This is a genomic window from Rhodocytophaga aerolata (genome assembly GCF_030503435.1).
Classification (GTDB): Bacteria; Bacteroidota; Bacteroidia; order Cytophagales; family 172606-1; genus Rhodocytophaga; species Rhodocytophaga aerolata.
The window spans coordinates 42,801-62,496 of record NZ_JAUKPO010000009.1 but is presented as its reverse complement, the minus strand read 5'-3'; the positions used below and the strand labels follow the sequence as shown (position 1 = coordinate 62,496).

The 19,696-nt window shown below is 43.7% G+C and carries 13 protein-coding genes; 3 read left to right on the top strand and 10 right to left on the bottom strand.

What is annotated here, in order from left to right; all coding sequences use genetic code 11:
- Positions 1-7 precede the first annotated feature (7 nt).
- A complete protein-coding gene (locus Q0590_RS16760) occupies positions 8-2,938 on the bottom strand; it encodes an FAD-binding and (Fe-S)-binding domain-containing protein (RefSeq protein ID WP_302038729.1) in 2,931 nt (976 codons plus the stop codon).
- A 256-nt stretch (positions 2,939-3,194) separates the two neighbouring features.
- Between Q0590_RS16760 and Q0590_RS16755 the strand changes: the two genes are divergently transcribed.
- Positions 3,195-3,632, top strand: coding sequence for a protease inhibitor I42 family protein (locus tag Q0590_RS16755; RefSeq protein ID WP_302038728.1), 438 nt, complete (start codon positions 3,195-3,197; stop codon positions 3,630-3,632).
- A 136-nt stretch (positions 3,633-3,768) separates the two neighbouring features.
- Here the strand turns inward: Q0590_RS16755 and Q0590_RS16750 are convergent, their stop codons facing one another.
- The 5 genes from Q0590_RS16750 to Q0590_RS16730 all read right to left on the bottom strand — a co-directional run bounded on the left by Q0590_RS16750 (position 3,769) and on the right by Q0590_RS16730 (position 12,133).
- Positions 3,769-6,432 (bottom strand): ABC transporter permease, encoded by a 2,664-nt coding sequence (locus Q0590_RS16750; protein WP_302038727.1) that lies wholly within the window; start codon positions 6,430-6,432, stop codon positions 3,769-3,771.
- Positions 6,433-6,475: 43 nt separating this feature from the next.
- The gene (locus tag Q0590_RS16745) at positions 6,476-9,151 is read right to left on the bottom strand and encodes an ABC transporter permease (protein WP_302038726.1); all 2,676 of its coding nucleotides are present in this window, start codon (positions 9,149-9,151) and stop codon (positions 6,476-6,478) included.
- Positions 9,148-9,483 carry a PadR family transcriptional regulator gene (locus Q0590_RS16740; protein ID WP_302038725.1) on the bottom strand — a complete coding sequence of 112 codons (336 nt, stop codon included), beginning with the start codon at positions 9,481-9,483 and terminating at the stop codon, positions 9,148-9,150. The genes Q0590_RS16745 and Q0590_RS16740 overlap by 4 nt, the downstream gene beginning before the upstream one ends.
- Before the next feature lie 246 nt (positions 9,484-9,729).
- Positions 9,730-11,424 carry an AMP-binding protein gene (locus Q0590_RS16735; protein WP_302038724.1) on the bottom strand — a complete coding sequence of 565 codons (1,695 nt, stop codon included), beginning with the start codon at positions 11,422-11,424 and terminating at the stop codon, positions 9,730-9,732.
- A 145-nt stretch (positions 11,425-11,569) separates the two neighbouring features.
- The gene (locus tag Q0590_RS16730; protein ID WP_302038723.1) at positions 11,570-12,133 is read right to left on the bottom strand and encodes a hypothetical protein; all 564 of its coding nucleotides are present in this window, start codon (positions 12,131-12,133) and stop codon (positions 11,570-11,572) included.
- 142 nt (positions 12,134-12,275) lie between these two features.
- Here Q0590_RS16730 and Q0590_RS16725 point away from each other — a divergent pair, with 142 nt between their 5' ends.
- Together Q0590_RS16725 and Q0590_RS16720 are read left to right on the top strand one after the other, a co-directional pair.
- Positions 12,276-13,787: an ATP-binding cassette domain-containing protein gene (locus Q0590_RS16725; RefSeq protein ID WP_302038722.1), complete on the top strand. Its 1,512-nt coding sequence runs from the start codon at positions 12,276-12,278 to the stop codon at positions 13,785-13,787.
- 88 nt (positions 13,788-13,875) lie between these two features.
- Positions 13,876-16,413 carry a M14 family zinc carboxypeptidase gene (locus Q0590_RS16720; RefSeq protein ID WP_302038721.1) on the top strand — a complete coding sequence of 846 codons (2,538 nt, stop codon included), beginning with the start codon at positions 13,876-13,878 and terminating at the stop codon, positions 16,411-16,413.
- Positions 16,414-16,479: 66 nt separating this feature from the next.
- Here Q0590_RS16720 and Q0590_RS16715 read toward each other — a convergent pair whose 3' ends face one another.
- The 4 genes from Q0590_RS16715 to Q0590_RS16700 all read right to left on the bottom strand — a co-directional run bounded on the left by Q0590_RS16715 (position 16,480) and on the right by Q0590_RS16700 (position 19,674).
- Positions 16,480-17,247 (bottom strand): TIGR02757 family protein, encoded by a 768-nt coding sequence (locus Q0590_RS16715; RefSeq protein WP_302038720.1) that lies wholly within the window; start codon positions 17,245-17,247, stop codon positions 16,480-16,482.
- A gap of 107 nt (positions 17,248-17,354) precedes the next feature.
- The gene (locus Q0590_RS16710) at positions 17,355-17,588 is read right to left on the bottom strand and encodes a hypothetical protein (protein ID WP_302038719.1); all 234 of its coding nucleotides are present in this window, start codon (positions 17,586-17,588) and stop codon (positions 17,355-17,357) included.
- 90 nt (positions 17,589-17,678) lie between these two features.
- Positions 17,679-18,890 (bottom strand): LysM peptidoglycan-binding domain-containing protein, encoded by a 1,212-nt coding sequence (locus tag Q0590_RS16705; RefSeq protein ID WP_302038718.1) that lies wholly within the window; start codon positions 18,888-18,890, stop codon positions 17,679-17,681.
- Positions 18,880-19,674, bottom strand: coding sequence for a DUF4905 domain-containing protein (locus Q0590_RS16700; protein WP_302038717.1), 795 nt, complete (start codon positions 19,672-19,674; stop codon positions 18,880-18,882). The genes Q0590_RS16705 and Q0590_RS16700 overlap by 11 nt, the downstream gene beginning before the upstream one ends.
- Positions 19,675-19,696: the final 22 nt, after the last annotated feature.

Below are 19,696 nucleotides of genomic sequence, written 5' to 3'. Positions count from 1 at the left end.
TCTCTGGTTATTTCAATGCCTCAAACAGAATTTCTGCCGGATGCATGGATTTTCTGCCGGTACCATCTTTTATCTGGTGCCGGCAACTGGTACCTGGTGCCGCAATGATTACGTCTGCCGGTTGTTTCCGGACAGTTGGGAACAAGACCAGTTCGCCTATTTGCATAGATACCTCATAATGTTCTTTCTCATAGCCAAACGAACCTGCCATACCGCAACAGCCAGAAGGGATCAGGTGTACTTCATAATTAGCAGGCAATGACAAGGCTTTTTTCGTGAATGTAAGGGAAGATAAGGCTTTTTGATGACAATGCCCATGCAGTTTAATCAGCCGTTTGGCATCAGTAAACACCTCTTTTGTTATATGCCCTCGGTCTATTTCCCTGGCAAACCACTCATCGAACAGAAAGGTGTGCGTAGCCAGGCGGGAAGCATCCTCTCTACGTTCGGGAGGCATCAGATCCAGGTACTCATCCCGCAGGGTTAAAATAGCCGATGGCTCTATTCCGATGATTGGCGTAGCATCACTTACCAGACCTTGCAGCATGCCTACATTCTGTAATGCAATGAGTTTTGCTTCTTTTACTAAACCTTTAGATAAGTAGGTACGGCCACTTTCCAAATGCTCTGGTAATTCTACCTGATACCCCAGTTTCTGTAGCAGCAAGATCATCTTCTGGCCTATTTCTACATCGTTGTAATCAGTAAATTCATCGCAGAAAATATATACTTTACCCTTTGGCCGCGGCCCTGTGTTTTTCTGGTGATGTTTTTTCCACCAGGCACGCAGCGTAGTTTTATGCAGCAGCGGCATGGTCCGGTCCGGGTGAAATCCAACAGCCATATTGGCTGCCCGGCGCAAGGCTGGGTTGCTGAATATAAAGTTATAAGACCAAGGAGCCAGGGAAGCTTTTTTCATTTGCTTGGTAAAATCAGCCACCAGCCTGGACCGCATAGATACGCCGTATTTCTCCTGATATTGCTGCATAAACTCTGCCTTCATTTTACCCACATCCACACTCGATGGGCATTCAGATTTGCAACCTTTGCAAGACAAGCATAAGTCCAGTACATCTTTTACCTGTTCCATACTTACCCGTTCTACATTGGTAGCCTCGTTATTGGTATAAAAATGCCTCAACATGTTGGCTCTGGCCCGGGTAGTATCCCGTTCGCTGCGGGTGGCCATAAAACTGGGGCACATAGTACCTCCAGTGATGTGTGTTTTGCGGCAATCGCCTGATCCACTGCATTTTTCGGCTAAGTGCAAAATTCCCTCCTGCTCTGAAAAATCAAGCGTTGTTGGTATTTCCCGCTGCGGCTGATCTTGTTCATACCGTAAAAACTCATTCATAGGCGGCGTATCCACAATTTTGTTGCGGTTGAATACGCCTTTAGCATCGAAAATCGTTTTAACCTGTTTGAACAGTTCGTAGTTTTTTTCCCCCATCATAAAGGGGATAAACTCACCCCGCAGGCGGCCGTCTCCATGCTCGCCGCTTAAGGAACCATTGTATTTTTTTACCAAGGCCGTCGTCTCGGCCAGAATAGTCCGGAATAGTTTTTTTCCATCCGATGTTTTCAGGTTGATCATGGGTTCAACATGCAATTCCCCGGCACCGGCATGGGCATACATGGAGTAGGTAACATTATGGCTCTTGAGTAAGGCTTCTAACTCAGCAATATAGGAGGGCAAATCCTGAGTATCCACGGCACAATCTTCTATCAGGTTTACTGGTTGCGTATCGCCAGGCAGGTTGCGCAACAAACCCAGGCCTGCTTTTCTCAGGTCCCATGCCCGTTTAGATTCTTCTCCTAGCAAAATCGGATGTGCATAGCCTAACCCTTCTTTTTTCAAATCGGCAATTAAGGCATTGGCTTTGGCTAGGAGCCCAGTGGCTGTATCATCAAAAAACTCCACCATCAGAATGGCTTTAGGTTCCCCTTCAATGAAGAAGCGGTTTTTTGATTGCTCAATATTGGTTTTGGTAAACTCCAGCACAAAGTCATCTACTAGTTCGGAGCTGGAACACTGATGCCGCAAGGCCACCAGATTGGCCAGTAATGATTCATGCAGGCTGCGGGCATGTACGGCTACCATGCCCGCTTCTTTGGGCGGCAAATCAAGCAGTTTCAGCTTAGCTTCGGTAACAAAAAACAAGGTACCTTCTGACCCGGCAATTAGCTTGCACATATTAAACGTTTTGCCTTCCCGGAACTCTACCATCTGGAGCAGACAATCCAGGGCATATCCGGTATTGCGTCGGGTAATAGAGGCCTTAGGAAATCCTGTTTTAATGGCTTCTTTATTTTCGGGTTTGCTAAGCAAGGCATAAATCCCCTGGTAAATTTTGCCTTCCGCTGTAGTCAGCCGGCATTTTTCCAGAAACTGCTCCTTAGTTAGTTCACCAAAAACTACCTCACTGCCATCTGCCAGAAATCCTTTTACTTCCAGCAGATTGTCTCTGGTGGCTCCCCAGATAATAGAGTGCAGCCCACAGGAGTTATTGCCTATCATACCGCCGATCATGGCCCGGCTGGCTGTGGAAGTTTCCGGGCCAAACATCAACCCATACTCCTTTAAATACGCATTCAGGTCGTCGCGGATAACGCCTGGTTGTACCTGTACCCATTTTTGGGCTTTATTTACTTCCAGAATGCTTGTAAAATACTTAGATATATCGGTTACAATACCCTTCCCTACCACCTGACCAGCCAGAGAGGTGCCCGCTGCCCTAGGTATTAGTGTGATGGATTGTTCGCTGGCGAAGCGTATTAGTTGTTGCAGGTCTGTTGCGGTTCTGGGAATTGCCACTGCCAGGGGCTGCTCCTGATAAACGGATGCATCGGTGGCATATACATTTTTCATTGCCAGGTGGTGTGTGGTATCCTGATAATAAAGTTCTCCTGAAAATTTATCTCTTAACTGGTCTAACATCTTTAAAAAATAATTTATTAAAACTACATAGAAAGCAGCAGACCTGGAATATTTTGTTCGCAGACTTACGATAAATAGCTCCTGGAGAGAACAAGGGTTATCTTTGCTTTCTTCTGCTGTAAGGGTACCTAGCTATTTCTTTCACATACGTAGCTAGTGTGCTATGAATTTAGCCTGTATTGCTAAATAATACAGCATATAGATGCAACCTTTTTCGGAAGCCAATAGAATAAGGGGTAGACCTTACTACATAACTATGCATCACTCCTTTGTCACTACCTATACCCAAAAGCTGCAGAAACAAGTATCTGTTGTCGTACTAACCTTGTTTTGCTGTAGCCTGGCTGCCTGTGGAGGCATGTCATCGAAAAATGGCTATACATTTTCTGAACCTTCCAAGAAAATTAAACTTGCGGTTGGGGAAATTAAAGAAATCCGCCTGACCAGCCAGCGGGACAGCACCTGGCAGGTAGCCAGTTCTTCTGAAAACAAGGAAATTGTGGATGTAACCGATAAAGCAGATACTACCGAGGAAACTACTACCAGCACCGTACCAGACAAGGGCAACATGGTTTTTCTGGTAAAAGGAGTGACTCCCGGAAGTGTTAAAATTTCCTTCGCCGAAAAGCAAAAAGAAGAAGAAGGGCCAGGCCGCATTCTTAAAACTTATCAGGTAGAGGTGGTTACCAAGTAAACGTCTTTTAGAAAAACCGCTGCTGCAGATACCAGCAGCGGTTTTTGTCATTGATTTCATACCGGATTATTACCTGTTCTTACCTATCTATTTCCTTAGAGCAATTGTTTAAGTTTTCAGCAATCTGGCATTGGCGCTACTCGCTACGCAAAGACTTGACAGGATTCATCAGGGCAGCTTTGATGGATTGAAAACTGACCGTCAACAAGGCTATCAGCAAAGCTAGCACCCCGGCCAACGCAAAAATCCACCAGTCTAAATCTATACGGTAAGCAAAATCTTGCAGCCAGTTGTCCATCGCATACCAGGCTAAGGGGGTGGCTAGCAGCAAAGCCACGGCTACCAGCTTAACAAACTCTTTAGACAAGAGCAGCACTAGGCTCTCTACACTGGCTCCCAAAACTTTGCGGATGCCAATCTCTTTCTTCCGTCGTTCTGCTGCATAAGCTGCTAAGCCAAACAAACCCAGGCAAGCCACAAAAACAGTGATACAGGTAAAGATCCATAACAAAGATTTAAGTTTATCTTCGGCTTTGTACATCTGCTCAAAGCTTTCATCCAGAAAGCGGTATTCGATCGGATAGTCGGGAGAGAACTTATTCCATACAGCTTGCACATGGGGTAAGGCAGTGGCCATATGAGCCGTTTTTAGCTTTACGGCTACTTTCCAGTAGGCTTCCGGATAGATTTGTAGTACGGCAGGCTCCATTTTATCATACAAGCTTTTAAAGTGAAAATCCTTTACCACCCCTATCACTTTCCCTCTTTTTACCAAGTCTGGTTTCCGCCAGGTATTCCAGAGTAATGTTTGCCCAATCGCTTGACTGGCAACAGCATATCCTAACTCTTTGGCAGCGGTTTCATTAATGATATAAGCAGCATCTTTATCAGTGGACATCTCTTTGGAAAAATTTCTGCCGGCTACTAATTGTAATCCCAAGGTGGGAATATAGTCGTGGTCTATCATTAGCTGTGTTGCCTTTAGTTTTTTCTCCACTCCTTCCACAGGGGCTGTCATTAAGCCATCGCCAAACATATCGCCCGGAAAACCATAGCCAATGGATACGGAAGAAACAGTGGATGATTTCAATAACTCGTTCTTAAAAGTTTCATAGTTGTTGAACATGTTATCACCACGCATGGGGAAAAACAAGATCTGTTCTTTTGTAAATCCCAGGTTTTTGTTGTGCAAATAATTTACCTGAGTAATAACCACAATTGCGCTGATGATGAGCAGTACCGACAGAGAAAATTGCACGACTACCAAACTATGCCGCAGCCACGGTGTTTTTCCCAAGTTAGTCTCTCCCACCACATTTCCTTTCAAGACGCGAACTGGCTGGTAACCGGATAGGACTAGTGCCGGATAGAAACCTGCCAGTATACCCACAGTTAAGGCTAATAGCAAAAGAACAGGCGGCATAAGCGGATTGGTAAATAAATCAAAAGAGATCTGCTTTTCGGCAAAACGGTTGAGAGAAGGAAGAAATAAATAGCTAAAGCAAGCCGATAAAATCATACTGATAAATGCCAGTAGCACGGTTTCACTGATGTATTGTACCATCAACTGTTTTCTTGTGGCTCCTACCGTTTTCCGTACCCCTACTTCTTTGGCCCGCTGCAAAGATTTGGCTGTCGCCAGATTCACAAAATTAAAACATGCGATCAGCAGAATAAACAGCGCAATAATGGTTAAGGCATTTACATAGGTGATGTTGCCCCGTACAGCCATATCATATTTAAATGAAGCAGAATACAGGTGTATGTCATGTAACGGTTGAAATACAGGCAGAAACGTAGAAACTTCATCCTTAAGATACGGCTGGGTATATTGCCTGAACTGAGTCTCTAAGGTAGCTACATTCGTACCTTCTTTCAATTTTATATAGTTATTATGGCTATAGGTACTCCAGCTTTGCAATTGCTCAGCAGATAATCCGGTTGCCGACATAGGTAGAATATAGTTTACCTGAAGATGAAATTTGGGATTACTTGCAAAAACCCCTGCTACCTGAAAGGGCTGCTTATCCATTAGAATTTGTTTACCAACAGGATTTTCGTTTCCAAAATACTTTTGAGCCATTGGCTGAGAAAGCACAATAGAAGTCGGGCCATCCAAGGCTTTTAATGAACTACCGAAGGTAAAAGAGAGTGGAAAAAAGTCGAAAAAAGTAGAATCCGCGAAAATTCCTCTTTCTTCATAAGCCTCCCTATCCCCTACCTCAAACAACTCTTTTCCCGAATGATTCAAGACCCGTAACGTACTTTCCACCTCTGCAAAATTTTGCTGCAAAATGGTAGGAAATACCGGAGGAGTAGTAGCAATAACACTGGTTCCTTCATTGTTGTCCACTTGATAATACACCCGGTAGATGCGGTCACCTGCAGGCACAAATTTATCAAAGCTTCTCTCATCCTGCACAAACAAAGCTATCAGCAAACAGGCTGTTAAACCTAGGGTGAGTCCTAAAATGTTGAGAAAGGAAAAGCTTTTGTGGCGGATTAAATTCCGGTAAGCTATTTTGAAATAATTACGGATCATATCGAAAAAATTTGCTTGTGAATAATCACTGTATGTTGGATAAAGAGATTTTTTAGCTTTAGGTAAGGGCCGCAGAAAGGTCAGGGCTGTCCACAGGTAGCGGCCGCGGGCTTTGCCTTCACCCATTTCTTCTACCCATTGCCCATAGAGCTCATGCAAATCGCCTTGTACCTCTTCAAACTGCTCTTCGGGTAGCCGCCACTGCAGAAACTTGTCTATCCATGGCGGTGGCAGATGCCCTTTACTATCTTTACTCATAGATGCCATTAAATCTTTGCTACACACTTTGCAAATGGAAACTTTACTCGCTGCGTAAAGACTTGACAGGATTCATCAGGGCAGCTTTGATGGATTGAAAACTGACCGTTAACAAGGCTATCAGCAAAGCTAGCACCCCGGCCAACGCAAAGATCCACCAGTCTAAATCTATACGGTAAGCAAAATCTTGCAGCCAGTTGTCCATCGCATACCAGGCTAAGGGGGTGGCTAGCAGCAAAGCCACGGCTACCAGCTTAACAAACTCTTTAGACAAGAGCAGCACTAGGCTCTCTACACTGGCTCCCAAAACTTTGCGGATGCCAATCTCTTTCTTCCGTCGTTCTGCTGCATAAGCTGCTAAGCCAAACAAACCCAGGCAAGCCACAAAAACAGTGATACAGGTAAAGATCCATAACAAAGATTTAAGTTTATCTTCGGCTTTGTACATCTGCTCAAAGCTTTCATCCAGAAAGCGGTATTCGATCGGATAGTCGGGAGAGAACTTATTCCATACAGCTTGCACATGGGGTAAGGCAGTGGCCATTTGAGCTGTTTTTAGCTTTACAGCCACTTTCCAGTAGGCATCTGGGAATATCTGTAAGACGGTGGTTTCCACTTTATCATACAAACTATTGTAATGAAAATCTTTCACCACCCCAATTACTTGACCTTGCTTTAATGAATCTGAGTTCTCTGCTCCCCATACCTCCCACCACAAAGTCTTGCCCAATGCATTATCAGGCGTTCCAAAACCCAGTTCTCTAACGGCTGTTTCGTTGATAATATAGGCAGCATCTTTGTCAGTAGACATCTGTTTAGAAAAGTCCCGGCCAGCTATCAATTGAATATCCAGGGTTTTTACATAATCATGGTCTACCATAAGCTGAATGGCCCGTTGGGAAACCCGTTTGCCCTCTTTGCTTGTAATGATGTTATCGCCTGCCACCATATCGCCCGGAAAACCATAGCCAATGGATACGGAAGAAACAGTGGATGATTTCAATAACTCGTTTTTAAAAGTTTCATAGTTGTTGAACATGTTATCGCCACGCATGGGAAAAAACAGGATCTGTTCTTTATTTATGCCCAAATCCTTGTTATGCAAATAGTTCACCTGCCTGATCACTACCATAGCGCTTACAATAAGCAAAACGGATAAGGAGAATTGCACCACCACTAAGCTATGCCGTAGCCAGGGTATTTGGCCAGGCTTTGAATCAGCCATACCTGCCCCTTTCAACACTTTTACTGGCTGAAACCCAGACAAGACCAATGCCGGATAAAAACCTGCCAGCACTCCTACTCCGATGGTGAGGATAAGCAACAAAGGTAATAACAGCGGATTAGTAAAGAGGTCAAAAGTGATCTGTTTTTCAGTAAAGCGGTTAAGCCAGGGCACAATCAAAAAGGTGAGAATAACCGATATACTCATACTAATAAATGCCAGTAGCACGGTTTCGCTGATGTACTGGATAATCAACTGTTTTCTTGTGGCTCCTACCGTTTTCCGTACCCCTACTTCTTTGGCCCGCTGCAAAGATTTGGCTGTCGCCAGATTCACAAAATTGAAGCAGGCAATCAGCAGAATGAACAGGGCAATAATGGTCAAGGCATTTACATAGGTAATGTTACCCCGTACAGCCAGGTTATCGAACTTGAAGTCGGAAGAATATAAATGAACGTTGTGTAAGGGTTGAAACCTGGGTAAATACGTAAAACTAGACTCTTTGAGAATGGGATGAACATTCTCTCTAATGTAGTCTTGGAATTTGGTTTCCAGGGAACTGATCGTTGCATTTGGTTTTAGTTTCACATAGGTATTGAATTGTTGCCATCCCCAGCTTTGCATCCGTTCCTGTGGGATGCCGGTTATGCGTAAAGGAAGAATATAGGTAAGCTGTAAATGGAATTTGGGGTTATTTTCAAAAACTCCTTTAACTTGAAAAGGCGTTTTATTGCGGGAGATTTGTTTGCCTATGGGATTTTCTTTCCCAAAATACCGCTCAGCCATTTCCTTTGATATAATGATAGACGTAGGATCGTCAAATATGCCAGTAGTGGTTCCATAAGCGAAGGAAAGAGGGAAGAAGTCAAAAAAAGTAGAGTCAACGGCAATACCGCCTTCCTCATATATCTTTTTATCTCCGGCTTCAAAAAGGTCTTTACTTTGTAGCTTCAATAAGCGCAGAGCTTTTTCTACTTCCGGAAACTCTTGGGGTAAAGTAGTAGCAAACCTGGGAGGCGTACCAGCCGAATTATTAGTGCCTTCATTATTGGTGACCTGAAGGTAAATCCGGTATATACGGTCGCCTTCGGGAATGAAGGTATCGAAGCTTTTTTCATCCCGTACAAACAGGGCTATCAGCAGGCAGGCTGTCAACCCCAGGGTAAGCCCTAGGATATTGAGAAAGGAAAAACTTTTGTGGCGGATCAAATTCCGGTAGGCTATTTTAAAATAATTACGGATCATATCGAAAAAATTTGCTTGTGAATAATCACTGTATGTTGGATAAAGAGATTTTTTAGCTTTAGGTAAAGGCCGCAGAAAGGTCAGGGTCGTCCACAGGTAGCGGCGGCGGGCTTTGCCTTCACCCATTTCTTCTACCCATTGCCCGTACAACTCGTGCATGTCTCCTTGCACTTCTTCAAACTGCTCTTCCGGCATACGCCACTGCAGAAACTTGTCTAGCCATGGCGGTGGATGATTCAAATTTTTCATAGAACAGCCGGTTGAATGGGTTTGGAGATTAATTGCCATAAATCTTCCCGTACCTGGCGAATCTCCGACAGAATGTTCATTCCGTAGGTGGTAATGGTAAACAGCCTTTTTCGGCGGCCTCCTCTTTCTGCGGTTGCCCCACCTACTGCAGAGCTTACCAGGCCCTTTTCCTCCAGGCGGTAAAGGGCTACATGTACCGCACTCAGGACTACACTGCGGCCGGTACGTTCTTTGATATCTTGCGTGATGGCGGCTCCATAGGCTTCGCCATGCATGTGGGCTACAGTGAGCAGTACGAGTTCTTCAAATTCTCCCAGGTAGTTTCGGTTCATAAAAAAGGAAGGGATTATCTTCACATTTGCTAAACAAACCATTTGCCAGCTCTGAAAAGGAGCCTAATTTCTATCGGGGGGCTTTATTCTGAATAAACCAAGGAACAATAAGTGTCCGGAAACGGACAGTAGGCCGTTCATATTTGGTACAAATTTTTTGTTCAAACATACTATTTGCTACTGCTGACATAAAAAAAGCGTAGCCTGTTGGACTACGCTTTTTTACTTTTCAAATTTTACAAATTCTTATCCGGCATTTTCCTTCAGCATTCTCCGGAGGATTTTACCCACGTTGGATTTGGGCAGATCAGTCCGGAACTCTATGTGCTTTGGAATTTTATACCCGGTGAGGTTTTCGCGGCAATATTTTTTTAATTCATCTTCCGTTAAGTCAGGCTCTTTTTTTACCACAAATATTTTTACTGCTTCTGTTGACCGCTCATCTTTGATACCAATGCAGGCAACCTCTAATACCCCTGGATGTTTGGCCACCACATCTTCTATTTCATTGGGATACACATTAAACCCGGAAACCAGAATCATGTCTTTTTTGCGGTCTACAATTTTAAAATAGCCATCCTCGTCCATAATGCCGATATCTCCTGTTTTGAACCAGCCATCTTCTAGTACCATGGCAGTTTCGTCTGGGCGGTTCCAGTAGCCTGGCATCACTTGTGGCCCTTTGGCCCATATCTCCCCTCTTTCGCCAATAGCTGCTTCGGTGCCATCAACTTTTACAATCTTTAATTCTGTGTTAGGCCAGGGTATACCAATAGAGCCTATTTTACCTGTTCCATCCACAGGATTGCTGCTCAACACTGGCGATGTTTCAGAAAGTCCATATCCTTCGCAAGCCGGACAACCAGTTACTTTTTTCCACTTTTCAGCTACGGCATTTTGTAAAGCCATACCTCCGGCAGACGTAATTTTTAAGTCGCTGAAATCGCAGGTAGCAAAATCCGGCTGGTTTAACAGGCCATTGTACAGGGTATTTAATCCGGTAATGATGGAGAACTGGTACTTTTTCAAATCTTTAATAAAAGCCTTCATATCCCGCGGATTGGTAATCAGCACGTTGAGGTAACCGCTTTTCAAGGCACTTAACGCATTGACGGTTAATGAATAAATATGATATAAGGGAAGAGCCGTAATCATAATATTATTCTTAATCTTATTCATCTGCGGCAACATCCAGGCATAATTCATTTCAACATTGGCCACCACGTTCCGGTGAGTAAGCATTGCTCCCTTCGATACACCAGTAGTGCCGCCGGTATATTGAATATAGGCTATGTCAGAGCTTTTCAGGCTTACCGGTTTCAAAGCTGATCCATTGGCAGCAATTGTTTTGCTAAAGGGTATTGCTCCCGGCAAGTTATAAGCAGGCACCATCTTCTTCACATATTTCACTACACTGTTGACGATAAACTTCTTTGGAAAACCCATCATATCGCCAATTTCTGTCACAATTACATGCTTGATGTCTGTCTTAGCAATAATTTTCTCCAGATTCGAAGCAAAGTTGGCCAGTATCACAATAGCTTTTGCTCCCGAATCCTTGAATTGATGTTCCATTTCCCGGGGAGTATACAGGGGATTGGTATTTACCACTACAAGCCCTGCACGGAAAGCCCCATACATAGCTATGGGATATTGCAACAAGTTGGGCATTTGTATGGCCAGACGGTCTCCTTTTACCATCCCTAAGTCGTTTTGCAGAAAAGAAGCAAAATTCCTGGACAGCCGGTCCAGTTCGCCAAAGGTAATTTGCGTACCCATATTGGCAAAAGCAGGTTTGCCGGCAAACTTCTTAAAGCTTTCATCCATCAGTTCTACCAGAGATGGATAGCTATCTGGGTTGATTTCCTTGGGAACACCTTTGGGATAATTATTGAGCCATATATGCTTTTTAGACTGGGTATCAGACAAGTTCGTATCCATAGATTTATGAGTAAGAGTGAAGTCTATCTTAGACAGGTGAAATATAACGATTTTACAATAAAATATAAAATTATTTAGTGCACAAACTTACCTAAACCTATCAGGTAGATGAATAAAGGGGTTTACTCTCTTTCTGTGCCCAGGGTTATTCCTGTTGCAAATCTTGCAAAGCAGTTTTAAGTAAATTAAGCACCTGTTTTGCTTTCTCTTTTTCCTTTACGAGCATACTTACGGTATTTACCTTTTCTGTTTGCTTACTATCCAGATCATTTTTTATAATCAATGGTTTATTCTCCTTGGTAAATGCCTGCACTTCATACCACCCCGGATTGCCTTCCCGGAGTTTTCCCTGGCCAATAGTATATTTTTTCTCCACCAAACGCAAAGTAGCCGGATCAATGGCTTGCAGGTTAAACTGATAAGTATACTGGCTGCGCAGCACATACGCCTCACAGAAAAGCTCGGTATAATTAACATAATTTACAAAAGCCGAATCGCCATTAAACTGCACATGATTAATAAAAGAGTTTTCTTCCAGGCAAACTTTAGAATCACCGGGGTTAATCCGGTCGATAGCAATGAATACTTCGCCTTCCGCTTTTATAATGCCTTGGATTTGCTGAAGGTTATCTTTACTACTTTGTGCGATAGCAGAAGGAACAACAAGCAAATTGACTAGAACTACTAGTAAGAGATGAATATAGGTCATGTAAATTTCATTCCAATGTACATACGGGTAACGTGTTGCCAGCTATATAAATTCACGTATTTAGTAAGGCTATTCCTGTACGGGAAATCCTATCTTTGTAGCTTTCGCAGGTAACTCCCATAGCTGCGGCATACGATAGCGCATGAGTAGAACCCACACTGAAACGATTGTAGAGCTGACAGAAGCCAGTTTTTATCACCGGCAGCACTTGCTTTTCGATCAACTAACCTGGCAAATCAGGAAAAATGAACAATGGGCCATTATAGGTCCCACAGGTTCGGGTAAAACCAGTTTAATAAATGCACTTACCGGAAAATTTATACTCCGGCATGGACAACTCTCCTATCCTTTCCTGGAACAATACCGGCCAACGCCGGATAGTTACTTACCAGTGAATGATTTTATTCGCGTAGTCTCTTTTGGAGAAGATTCCGCCTTACTCAATTATGCCAATTTTTATTACCAGCAGCGCTTTAATGCAGCCCAATCGGAGGGTATTATTACGGCACAGGAGTTTCTGGAAAAAGGCTTGTCTGAAGACCCGGTGGCAAGTGAAATAAATCAGGTTTGCCGCTTGCTGGGAATAGAAGAAGTATTACCTCTGGAGTTCATTAAATTATCTAACGGACAGACCAGAAAGCTCCGGATTGCGAAGGCATTACTCGCGAAACCGTTGGTATTAATCCTCGACAACCCATTTATTGGATTAGATACAGCCACAAGAGCCGATTTAAACCAGATTATCAACCATCTGATTGAAACCGGTACACAAGTCATTCTGACTACTTCTTCTGAAGAATTTCCGCAAAAGATTACGCATATTTTAGCGCTCGATAATTTTCAGATTAACCGAGTATATACCAAAGAAGAGTACCTTAAGCAACAATTTAATGAATATCCCCTGCCTGATGGTGAAAAGATACTACCAACTCTTTCGCTTCTATCACAACCAGAACCTGATTTTACCATAGCTTTCCAATTTACAGATGTATCAGTGAAATATGGTGATAAACCGGCTTTGCAACATATCAACTGGACAGTGAAAAAGGGGGAAAAATGGGCTTTGTTAGGGCCGAATGGTTCCGGTAAATCTACCATTCTTAGCCTGATCAACGCCGATCATCCGCAGGCGTATGCGAATACGATTGTCTTGTTTGATAAAATCAGAGGAACTGGCGAAAGTATCTGGGACATAAAGAAACGAATCGGGTTTGTGTCGCCAGAGTTGCATCTGTATTTCAAACAGCAAATCCCTTGCTGGGAAGTAGTTGCTACCGGATATTTTGATACTTTATACTTAAACCAAAAAGTTACTGATAGTCAGAAAGATAGTATTCAGAAACATTTCGTTTTTTTTCATCTCGCAGATCTCATGGAGCAAAGCTTTCAGAGTATTTCATCCGGTCAGCAGCGCATTGTTTTGCTTATCCGTTCATTAATTAAGCAGCCGGAAGTTATTATCTGGGACGAACCTTACCAGGCACTGGATGCGTACTATATTAATCTTTCGGCAAAACTTCTGCAAATGTACTGTACACCGGCTACTACCCTGATTTTTGTTAGTCACTACAGCCACGAAATTCCTACGTTTGTTAACAACTATCTGGTATTAGACCGGGGTAGAATTAGCAAACTGGCATATACAGCTCAGTAGTTTTTCTTGCTAGCTGGATTCTCTTGGAAAAGTTCAAGTATTTGATTCATTTTGTAAGCTTATTTGACCTTTCCTTTTCCAGTATTCTATGAAGAAATTTCTACAGGTGTGCTTTTTCCTGGTAGGCATACCCTATGTTCAGGCGCAACAAGCCTTACAAACGCCTGAACAATATTTAGGCTATCCGATTGGCACTCAGTTTACCACACATGATAAAATACTCGATTACCTGGAGTATCTATGTAAACAGGCTCCTGCTAAATGCAAAATGCAGACCTATGGCTCTACGTATGAAGGCCGGCCGCTCGTTGTTGCCTTTGTCTCCACAGAAGCCAACATTAGCCAGTTAGAAGAGATCCGTACCAGCAATCTAAAGCGGGCAGGTGTGCTTTCCGGACAGCCAGCTGGTAACCAGCCTGTGCTTGCCTGGCTAAGTTACAATGTACATGGCAATGAATCTGTTTCGTCAGAGGCCGTTATGCAAGTAATGTACGATGTGTTAAATCCGCAAAACCAACAAACCCAAAGCTGGCTGCAAAATACGGTATTGATCATAGATCCTTGCGAAAATCCGGATGGACGCGAAAGATATGTGCAGTGGTACAAACAAACTGCCGGACAGCCTTCTAATGTTTCGCCGCAAGCCTGGGAACACCATGAGCCCTGGCCTGGAGGTCGTCCTAACCATTATCTGTTCGACCTGAACCGCGACTGGGCCTGGCAAACACAAAAAGAAACCAAAGCCCGGATTGCTCTTTATAATCAGTGGCTTCCACAATTGCATGCCGACTTTCATGAAATGGGTGTAGAGGCTCCCTACTATTTTTCTCCGGCTGCCAAGCCCTATCATCAGGATATTACTGCCTGGCAGCGTCAGTTTCAGGACATTATCGGCGAAAACAACCGCAAATACTTCGATGCCAATAACTGGCTGTATTTTACCCGCGAGCGGTACGATCTGTTCTACCCGAGTTACGGAGATACCTGGCCCACGTTCAATGGTGCTATCGGCATGACTTATGAACAAGGCGGTTCCGGACGAGCCGGCCTGGCCATAGCCAGAGAATCCGGAGATACGTTAACCCTGGTTCAGCGGGTAGCCCACCACCATACAGCTAGCCTGGCCACCATTGAAGCTATTGCTACCCGCAGTACACAAGCTGTTCAAGAATTTGAAAAATACTATACTAATGCCCGCCAGAAACCCATAGGCACCTACAAAAGTTATGTAATTAAAGCCAGCGGCGAGCCAGCTACCCTTGGACCCATTACGCAATATCTCCAGAACCAGGGAATTACCTTTACCTATGCCAGCAAAGGATCTTCAGCCAAAGGATTTAGTTATACTACCGGCAAATCAGCCTCATTCAACATCCAGGAAAACGACATCCTCATCAGTGCCTATCAGCCAAAGTCAACCTTACTCAAAGTGTTGTTTGAACCTAATCCGGTACTGGAAGATTCTTTAACCTATGACATTACTTCCTGGGCCGTCCCTTATGCGTTTGGGGTAGAAGCCTATGCTCTTACCAGCCGGCTGCCTGAAGGGAATAAAGAACCCAACGTAGCTGGAGCAGCGGCTAATTCTTCCATTACCAAACCTTATGCGTATGTTGCCAAATGGCAAACCAGTGCGGACCTACAATTTCTGGCATCACTGCTGAATAAAAAGGTGAAAGCCAGGTATACAGAAACCCCTTTTGAAGTGAACAGACAAACTTTTCAGCCTGGCTCGTTAATTATTACCCGTACTGGCAACGAGGCACTGGGAGATACTTTTGATAAACTAGTAACGGAACAGGCAGCAACATTCAAGATAACGTTAACGCCAGTAAGTAGTGGATTTGTCACCAAAGGTTCGGATTTTGGTTCGTATAGTGTACGGGGCATAAAAGCGCCCAAAGTAGCCGTTCTGGCCGGAGAAGGCATTTCTTCCTCCGCTTTCGGCGAAGTATGGCACTATTTTGAACAGCAGATAGGCTACCCGATTACCGTTATCCGGACAAGTTATTTTAATACAGTTCCGCTTTCAGAATTTGATGTGCTGATTCTGCCGGCCGGTTCCTACAATAGTTTTTTCAACGACAGGTCAGTAGCAGGTTTGAAAGAATGGGTTCGCGCCGGGGGTAAACTCATTGCTATGGAAAGTGCAGCCTCTTTCCTTGCCGGAAAGTCAGACATAGCTCTGGCTAAGAAAAAAGCTACCCAGGTGGCTGCCATTAAGGATAAAACGGCTACTCCCTATGATACCTTGGCCATATATGGCAACCGGGAACGGGAACAGATCAACGAAGAAGTACTAGGCAGTGTATACCGGATAACCTTAGATAAAACGCATCCACTCGCTTTTGGCTACAACGGCACTTACTTTGCCCTTCTTCGCGAAGCTCCAGGCTATGAATTTATGAAAAGCGGCTGGAATGTAGGAATACTCAAAAAAGATGGCTACATCAGTGGCTATGTAGGCAAAAAAGCCAGGCCCAATTTGCAAGATGCCCTTATTCTAGGTGTACAGGATTTAGGCAAAGGAACCATTATCTATATGGCTGACAATCCTTTGTTCCGCGGATTCTGGCAAAGTGGCAAGCTACTATTTGGAAATGCTGTATTTCTGGTAGGAAATTAACTCAAGCTTAGCTTATACAGTCAATTCATATATAAAAGAACAAGCACAAATGCTTGTTCTTTTGTTTTAATACCCTTCCTCTATTCCTAAACCGAATAGAGCAAAATCATACTTAACGGGGTCCGTAGGGTCGAGCAGGCGAAGGTTCTGGGTAAGTTCCAGGGCCGTAAGCCAGTCGGTTTGTTTGCGGCTAATTAATCCTAACCTGCGGGCTACCCGGTCTACATGTACATCGCAGGGGCAGACCAGTTGAGCAGGACGAATGTTGTTCCATATGCCAAAATCCACCCCATTTGTATCTTTCCTCACCATCCACCGCAGAAACATGTTCAGGCGTTTACAGGCCGAGTTAGCAGCCGGCGTAGAAATGTGTTTGCGGGTACGGGCAGGTGCATACTCCAGGCTGAAAAATAAATTGCGGAAGCCTTTTAATCCATTCTCTATGGTTTGGTCACCTGGTTGTATGAACTGTACGAAGCCCTCTTCCAGGGAAGAATAGGTCTTATAAAATTCCCTGAAAAAAGCAATAAAATACAGTGTATCCGTAGCATTAAAAGTACGGTGTTTGAAATGTAAAAACCGTTTTAAATCTTCTTCCTGGTGATTGATGATAAAATCATAAGGGGCATGATCCATCAGGGTGATTAACTCCCGGCATTTATTAATAATCGTTTTGCGTTGCCCCCAGGCTAAGACAGAAGCCCATAACCCGGTAATTTCAATATCTTGTTTTCGGCTGAAAAGATGTGGGATGCTAATGGGGTCATTCTCAATAAATGCCGGCTGATTGTATTGCTGTACTTTTTCGTCGAGGAAAGCCTGAAGATTATGCAAGGATAAAATGAATCAATCGGGGAGTAGAAAATATATAAACAGTCATCCATCACATTACCTGCAAAAAGCAAATGTGATGGATGACTATAGAATGCGGTGGAGTAAAATCAGTGGTGGTGATGATGTGAATGGGCCGCTTTACGTCTGACTGAACCTAGTTCCTGCCCATTTTTTTTACCGAACAGGCGGATAATGGCAAAAGCCAGCCTGGACAAGTTTGAAAAAACGAGCAGAATCCCTGTAAAAACCAGTGAAAATATGACCAGAACCGGATAGAATAAGGCAAACAGCACATTCCACAGGTGCTTAAGAATTACAGGCGGTTGAGAGATCTGAGACATAGACTTTAAGTTGAAAATATATTGCTTTGGAAACGTGAAAATAAACTAACGAGATGGATAATTTTTACATTTTCACCTCACCTGATTGATTTACGGCATATACGATAGTTCTACCCGGAAACGTTTGTCCACTGCGGCTAAACGTTCATAGGCTTTTTGCGAAATCTTCACCACTACCTTATCGTTTGCGCCAGTATCAGGCAGTTTACCTATCACTTTTACAAATACACTTAAATCATTCATTTGGTTTCGAATCTGCATAATAGTTCCGACAGGTGCCGTGCGGTGCAGAGCTAAAAACATGTCGCTGCTGCTATTTCCGGCAATTACTTCGGCTAATCCGCTCTCTACTTTTTTCACATAGCCGCTGGTATTGGATATGGTATAGCTAGTATTTTCTACTGGTTTCTCTTCCTTTTTTGGGGTACCCTTTTCAGGACGGGTAGTTTCGGTTTTTGCGTTGGTCGTTTGCGCAGCCACCGGAGCCGTTTCCGGTTCTTCGATGAATATGTCTTCTTTGGTTTCCGGCTTATTGCTTTCGGCAACATTAGCCGGTTGTTCTGTGCTTGCCTGGGCTACCGTTTCTACGGTCGTCTCTGTTGGCGCAGGGGCATTTGCCGGAGCTTCTAGTATTAACTCCTGCCCTACTTTTAAATTATCGGCCTTCAGATTATTCCATTTACGCAAATCCTCAATAGCGACATTATACATTCTGGCAATAGAAAACAACCCTTGCGATGCTTCTACTACGTGCACCTTTTGGCCGGCAGCATTGGTAGAGACAGTGGGAGTTTTCGTATTGGCGGCTGTATTTTCAGTAACAGTAATTGCTTGCGTGGAAGAGGAAGCCGCCTGGCCGTCTCCGCTGACAATCAATTCCTGGCCAAGGCTTATTTCGTTAGATGCCAAATTATTCCACTTTTTTATGTCTTCCGATGTAACATTATACATTCTGGCAATGGCATACAGGGTTTGGGAAGCTTCTACGGTATGCACTTTTCTTCCGGCTACCGAAGGTTTAGCCGAATACGGTACGCGGATCACGTCGCCTAATTTCAGCCCACTGTCACCTAACGAATTCTCTGCTTTGATGGCATCCACGGTGGTTCGGTATTTCCGGGAAATAGAGCTTAAAGTTTCGCCGGCCTCTACTTTATATAATACCAGCACTTTATTCCCTTTACGTTCTACACCAATAGAATCTGCTGGCATACTCATAAAAGCATTGGCAGTGAGAGAAGGTAAAAAGAAAGCACTAAAAGCAGCAATAGTGAAAAAAGAAGGAAGGAATTTATAACTCATATGCAATTAAATCTTTTTTGTCTTTAACAACGATCAGATACTGATGGATGATAAAAAAAGTATCTAGTCCGATACCTGGAAGCTGTGAAGCCAGCCTTTCATGCAGCCGCACATTTCCTTCTTTATCGAGTATTAGTAAATAATTGGTTAGGTTTTTATGTTCGTAAATATAATAAGAAATACTGATCAGTTGCTGAAATTCTGCATAATCAACGGCTTTTTGTGGCTGCAGACCCAGTTTATGATGTATAAAAGAAACAATGCTGCCAAAATACGTATTTTCCTGCGTATAATGGGTTGGAAGCAATAGATAGGGCTGAGCCGGAGAAGAAAAATCATCTAGTTGTACAGGCTCTATCCTTGATACTACTTCACCCGTAGCCAGCGACAGCAGTTGAAAAATAGACTCACCTTCAGTGCCCTGCACAGCTAAAATGCCTTGCTCTGTTAAGCGGAGAAAACTATGTTGTGGTTGTTGCCAGCGGATAGTACCTGTTGGCAGATCAATAGCAATAATGCCTTTGGTTTGTGGCTGCTGCGGGTCGGGATACAACTGCACTAGCAGGGTATCTGTCTGAATAGTTGTACCACTCACCCACCATGATTCGGGCAACTCCAGATAATCCCATTGTAAACGGCCTGACCGGATATCTACAGCGGCAAAGTTCGCCTTTCGTGTCTGGCCATCGCGGATCTCAGCCACAAGCCAATGTTCACTGGCCAGCATCCGCCAGATATTGCCTGGCAGGGTAAAGGAAAAGTACGATGATAATTTTTTTACCAAAAAATTTGTTGTAAGTTAAAGT

Excerpts from the sequence above, each read along its gene's own strand:
- Q0590_RS16760 (WP_302038729.1), bottom strand. The coding sequence starts at position 2,938 with ATGTTAGACCAGTTAAGAGATAAATTTTCAGGAGAACTTTATTATCAG.
- Q0590_RS16755 (WP_302038728.1), top strand. The coding sequence starts at position 3,195 with ATGCATCACTCCTTTGTCACTACCTATACCCAAAAGCTGCAGAAACAA.
- Q0590_RS16750 (WP_302038727.1), bottom strand. The coding sequence starts at position 6,432 with ATGAGTAAAGATAGTAAAGGGCATCTGCCACCGCCATGGATAGACAAG.
- Q0590_RS16745 (WP_302038726.1), bottom strand. The coding sequence starts at position 9,151 with ATGAAAAATTTGAATCATCCACCGCCATGGCTAGACAAGTTTCTGCAG.
- Q0590_RS16740 (WP_302038725.1), bottom strand. The coding sequence starts at position 9,483 with ATGAACCGAAACTACCTGGGAGAATTTGAAGAACTCGTACTGCTCACT.
- Q0590_RS16735 (WP_302038724.1), bottom strand. The coding sequence starts at position 11,424 with ATGGATACGAACTTGTCTGATACCCAGTCTAAAAAGCATATATGGCTC.
- Q0590_RS16730 (WP_302038723.1), bottom strand. The coding sequence starts at position 12,133 with ATGACCTATATTCATCTCTTACTAGTAGTTCTAGTCAATTTGCTTGTT.
- Q0590_RS16725 (WP_302038722.1), top strand. The coding sequence starts at position 12,276 with ATGAGTAGAACCCACACTGAAACGATTGTAGAGCTGACAGAAGCCAGT.
- Q0590_RS16720 (WP_302038721.1), top strand. The coding sequence starts at position 13,876 with ATGAAGAAATTTCTACAGGTGTGCTTTTTCCTGGTAGGCATACCCTAT.
- Q0590_RS16710 (WP_302038719.1), bottom strand. The coding sequence starts at position 17,588 with ATGTCTCAGATCTCTCAACCGCCTGTAATTCTTAAGCACCTGTGGAAT.
- Q0590_RS16705 (WP_302038718.1), bottom strand. The coding sequence starts at position 18,890 with ATGAGTTATAAATTCCTTCCTTCTTTTTTCACTATTGCTGCTTTTAGT.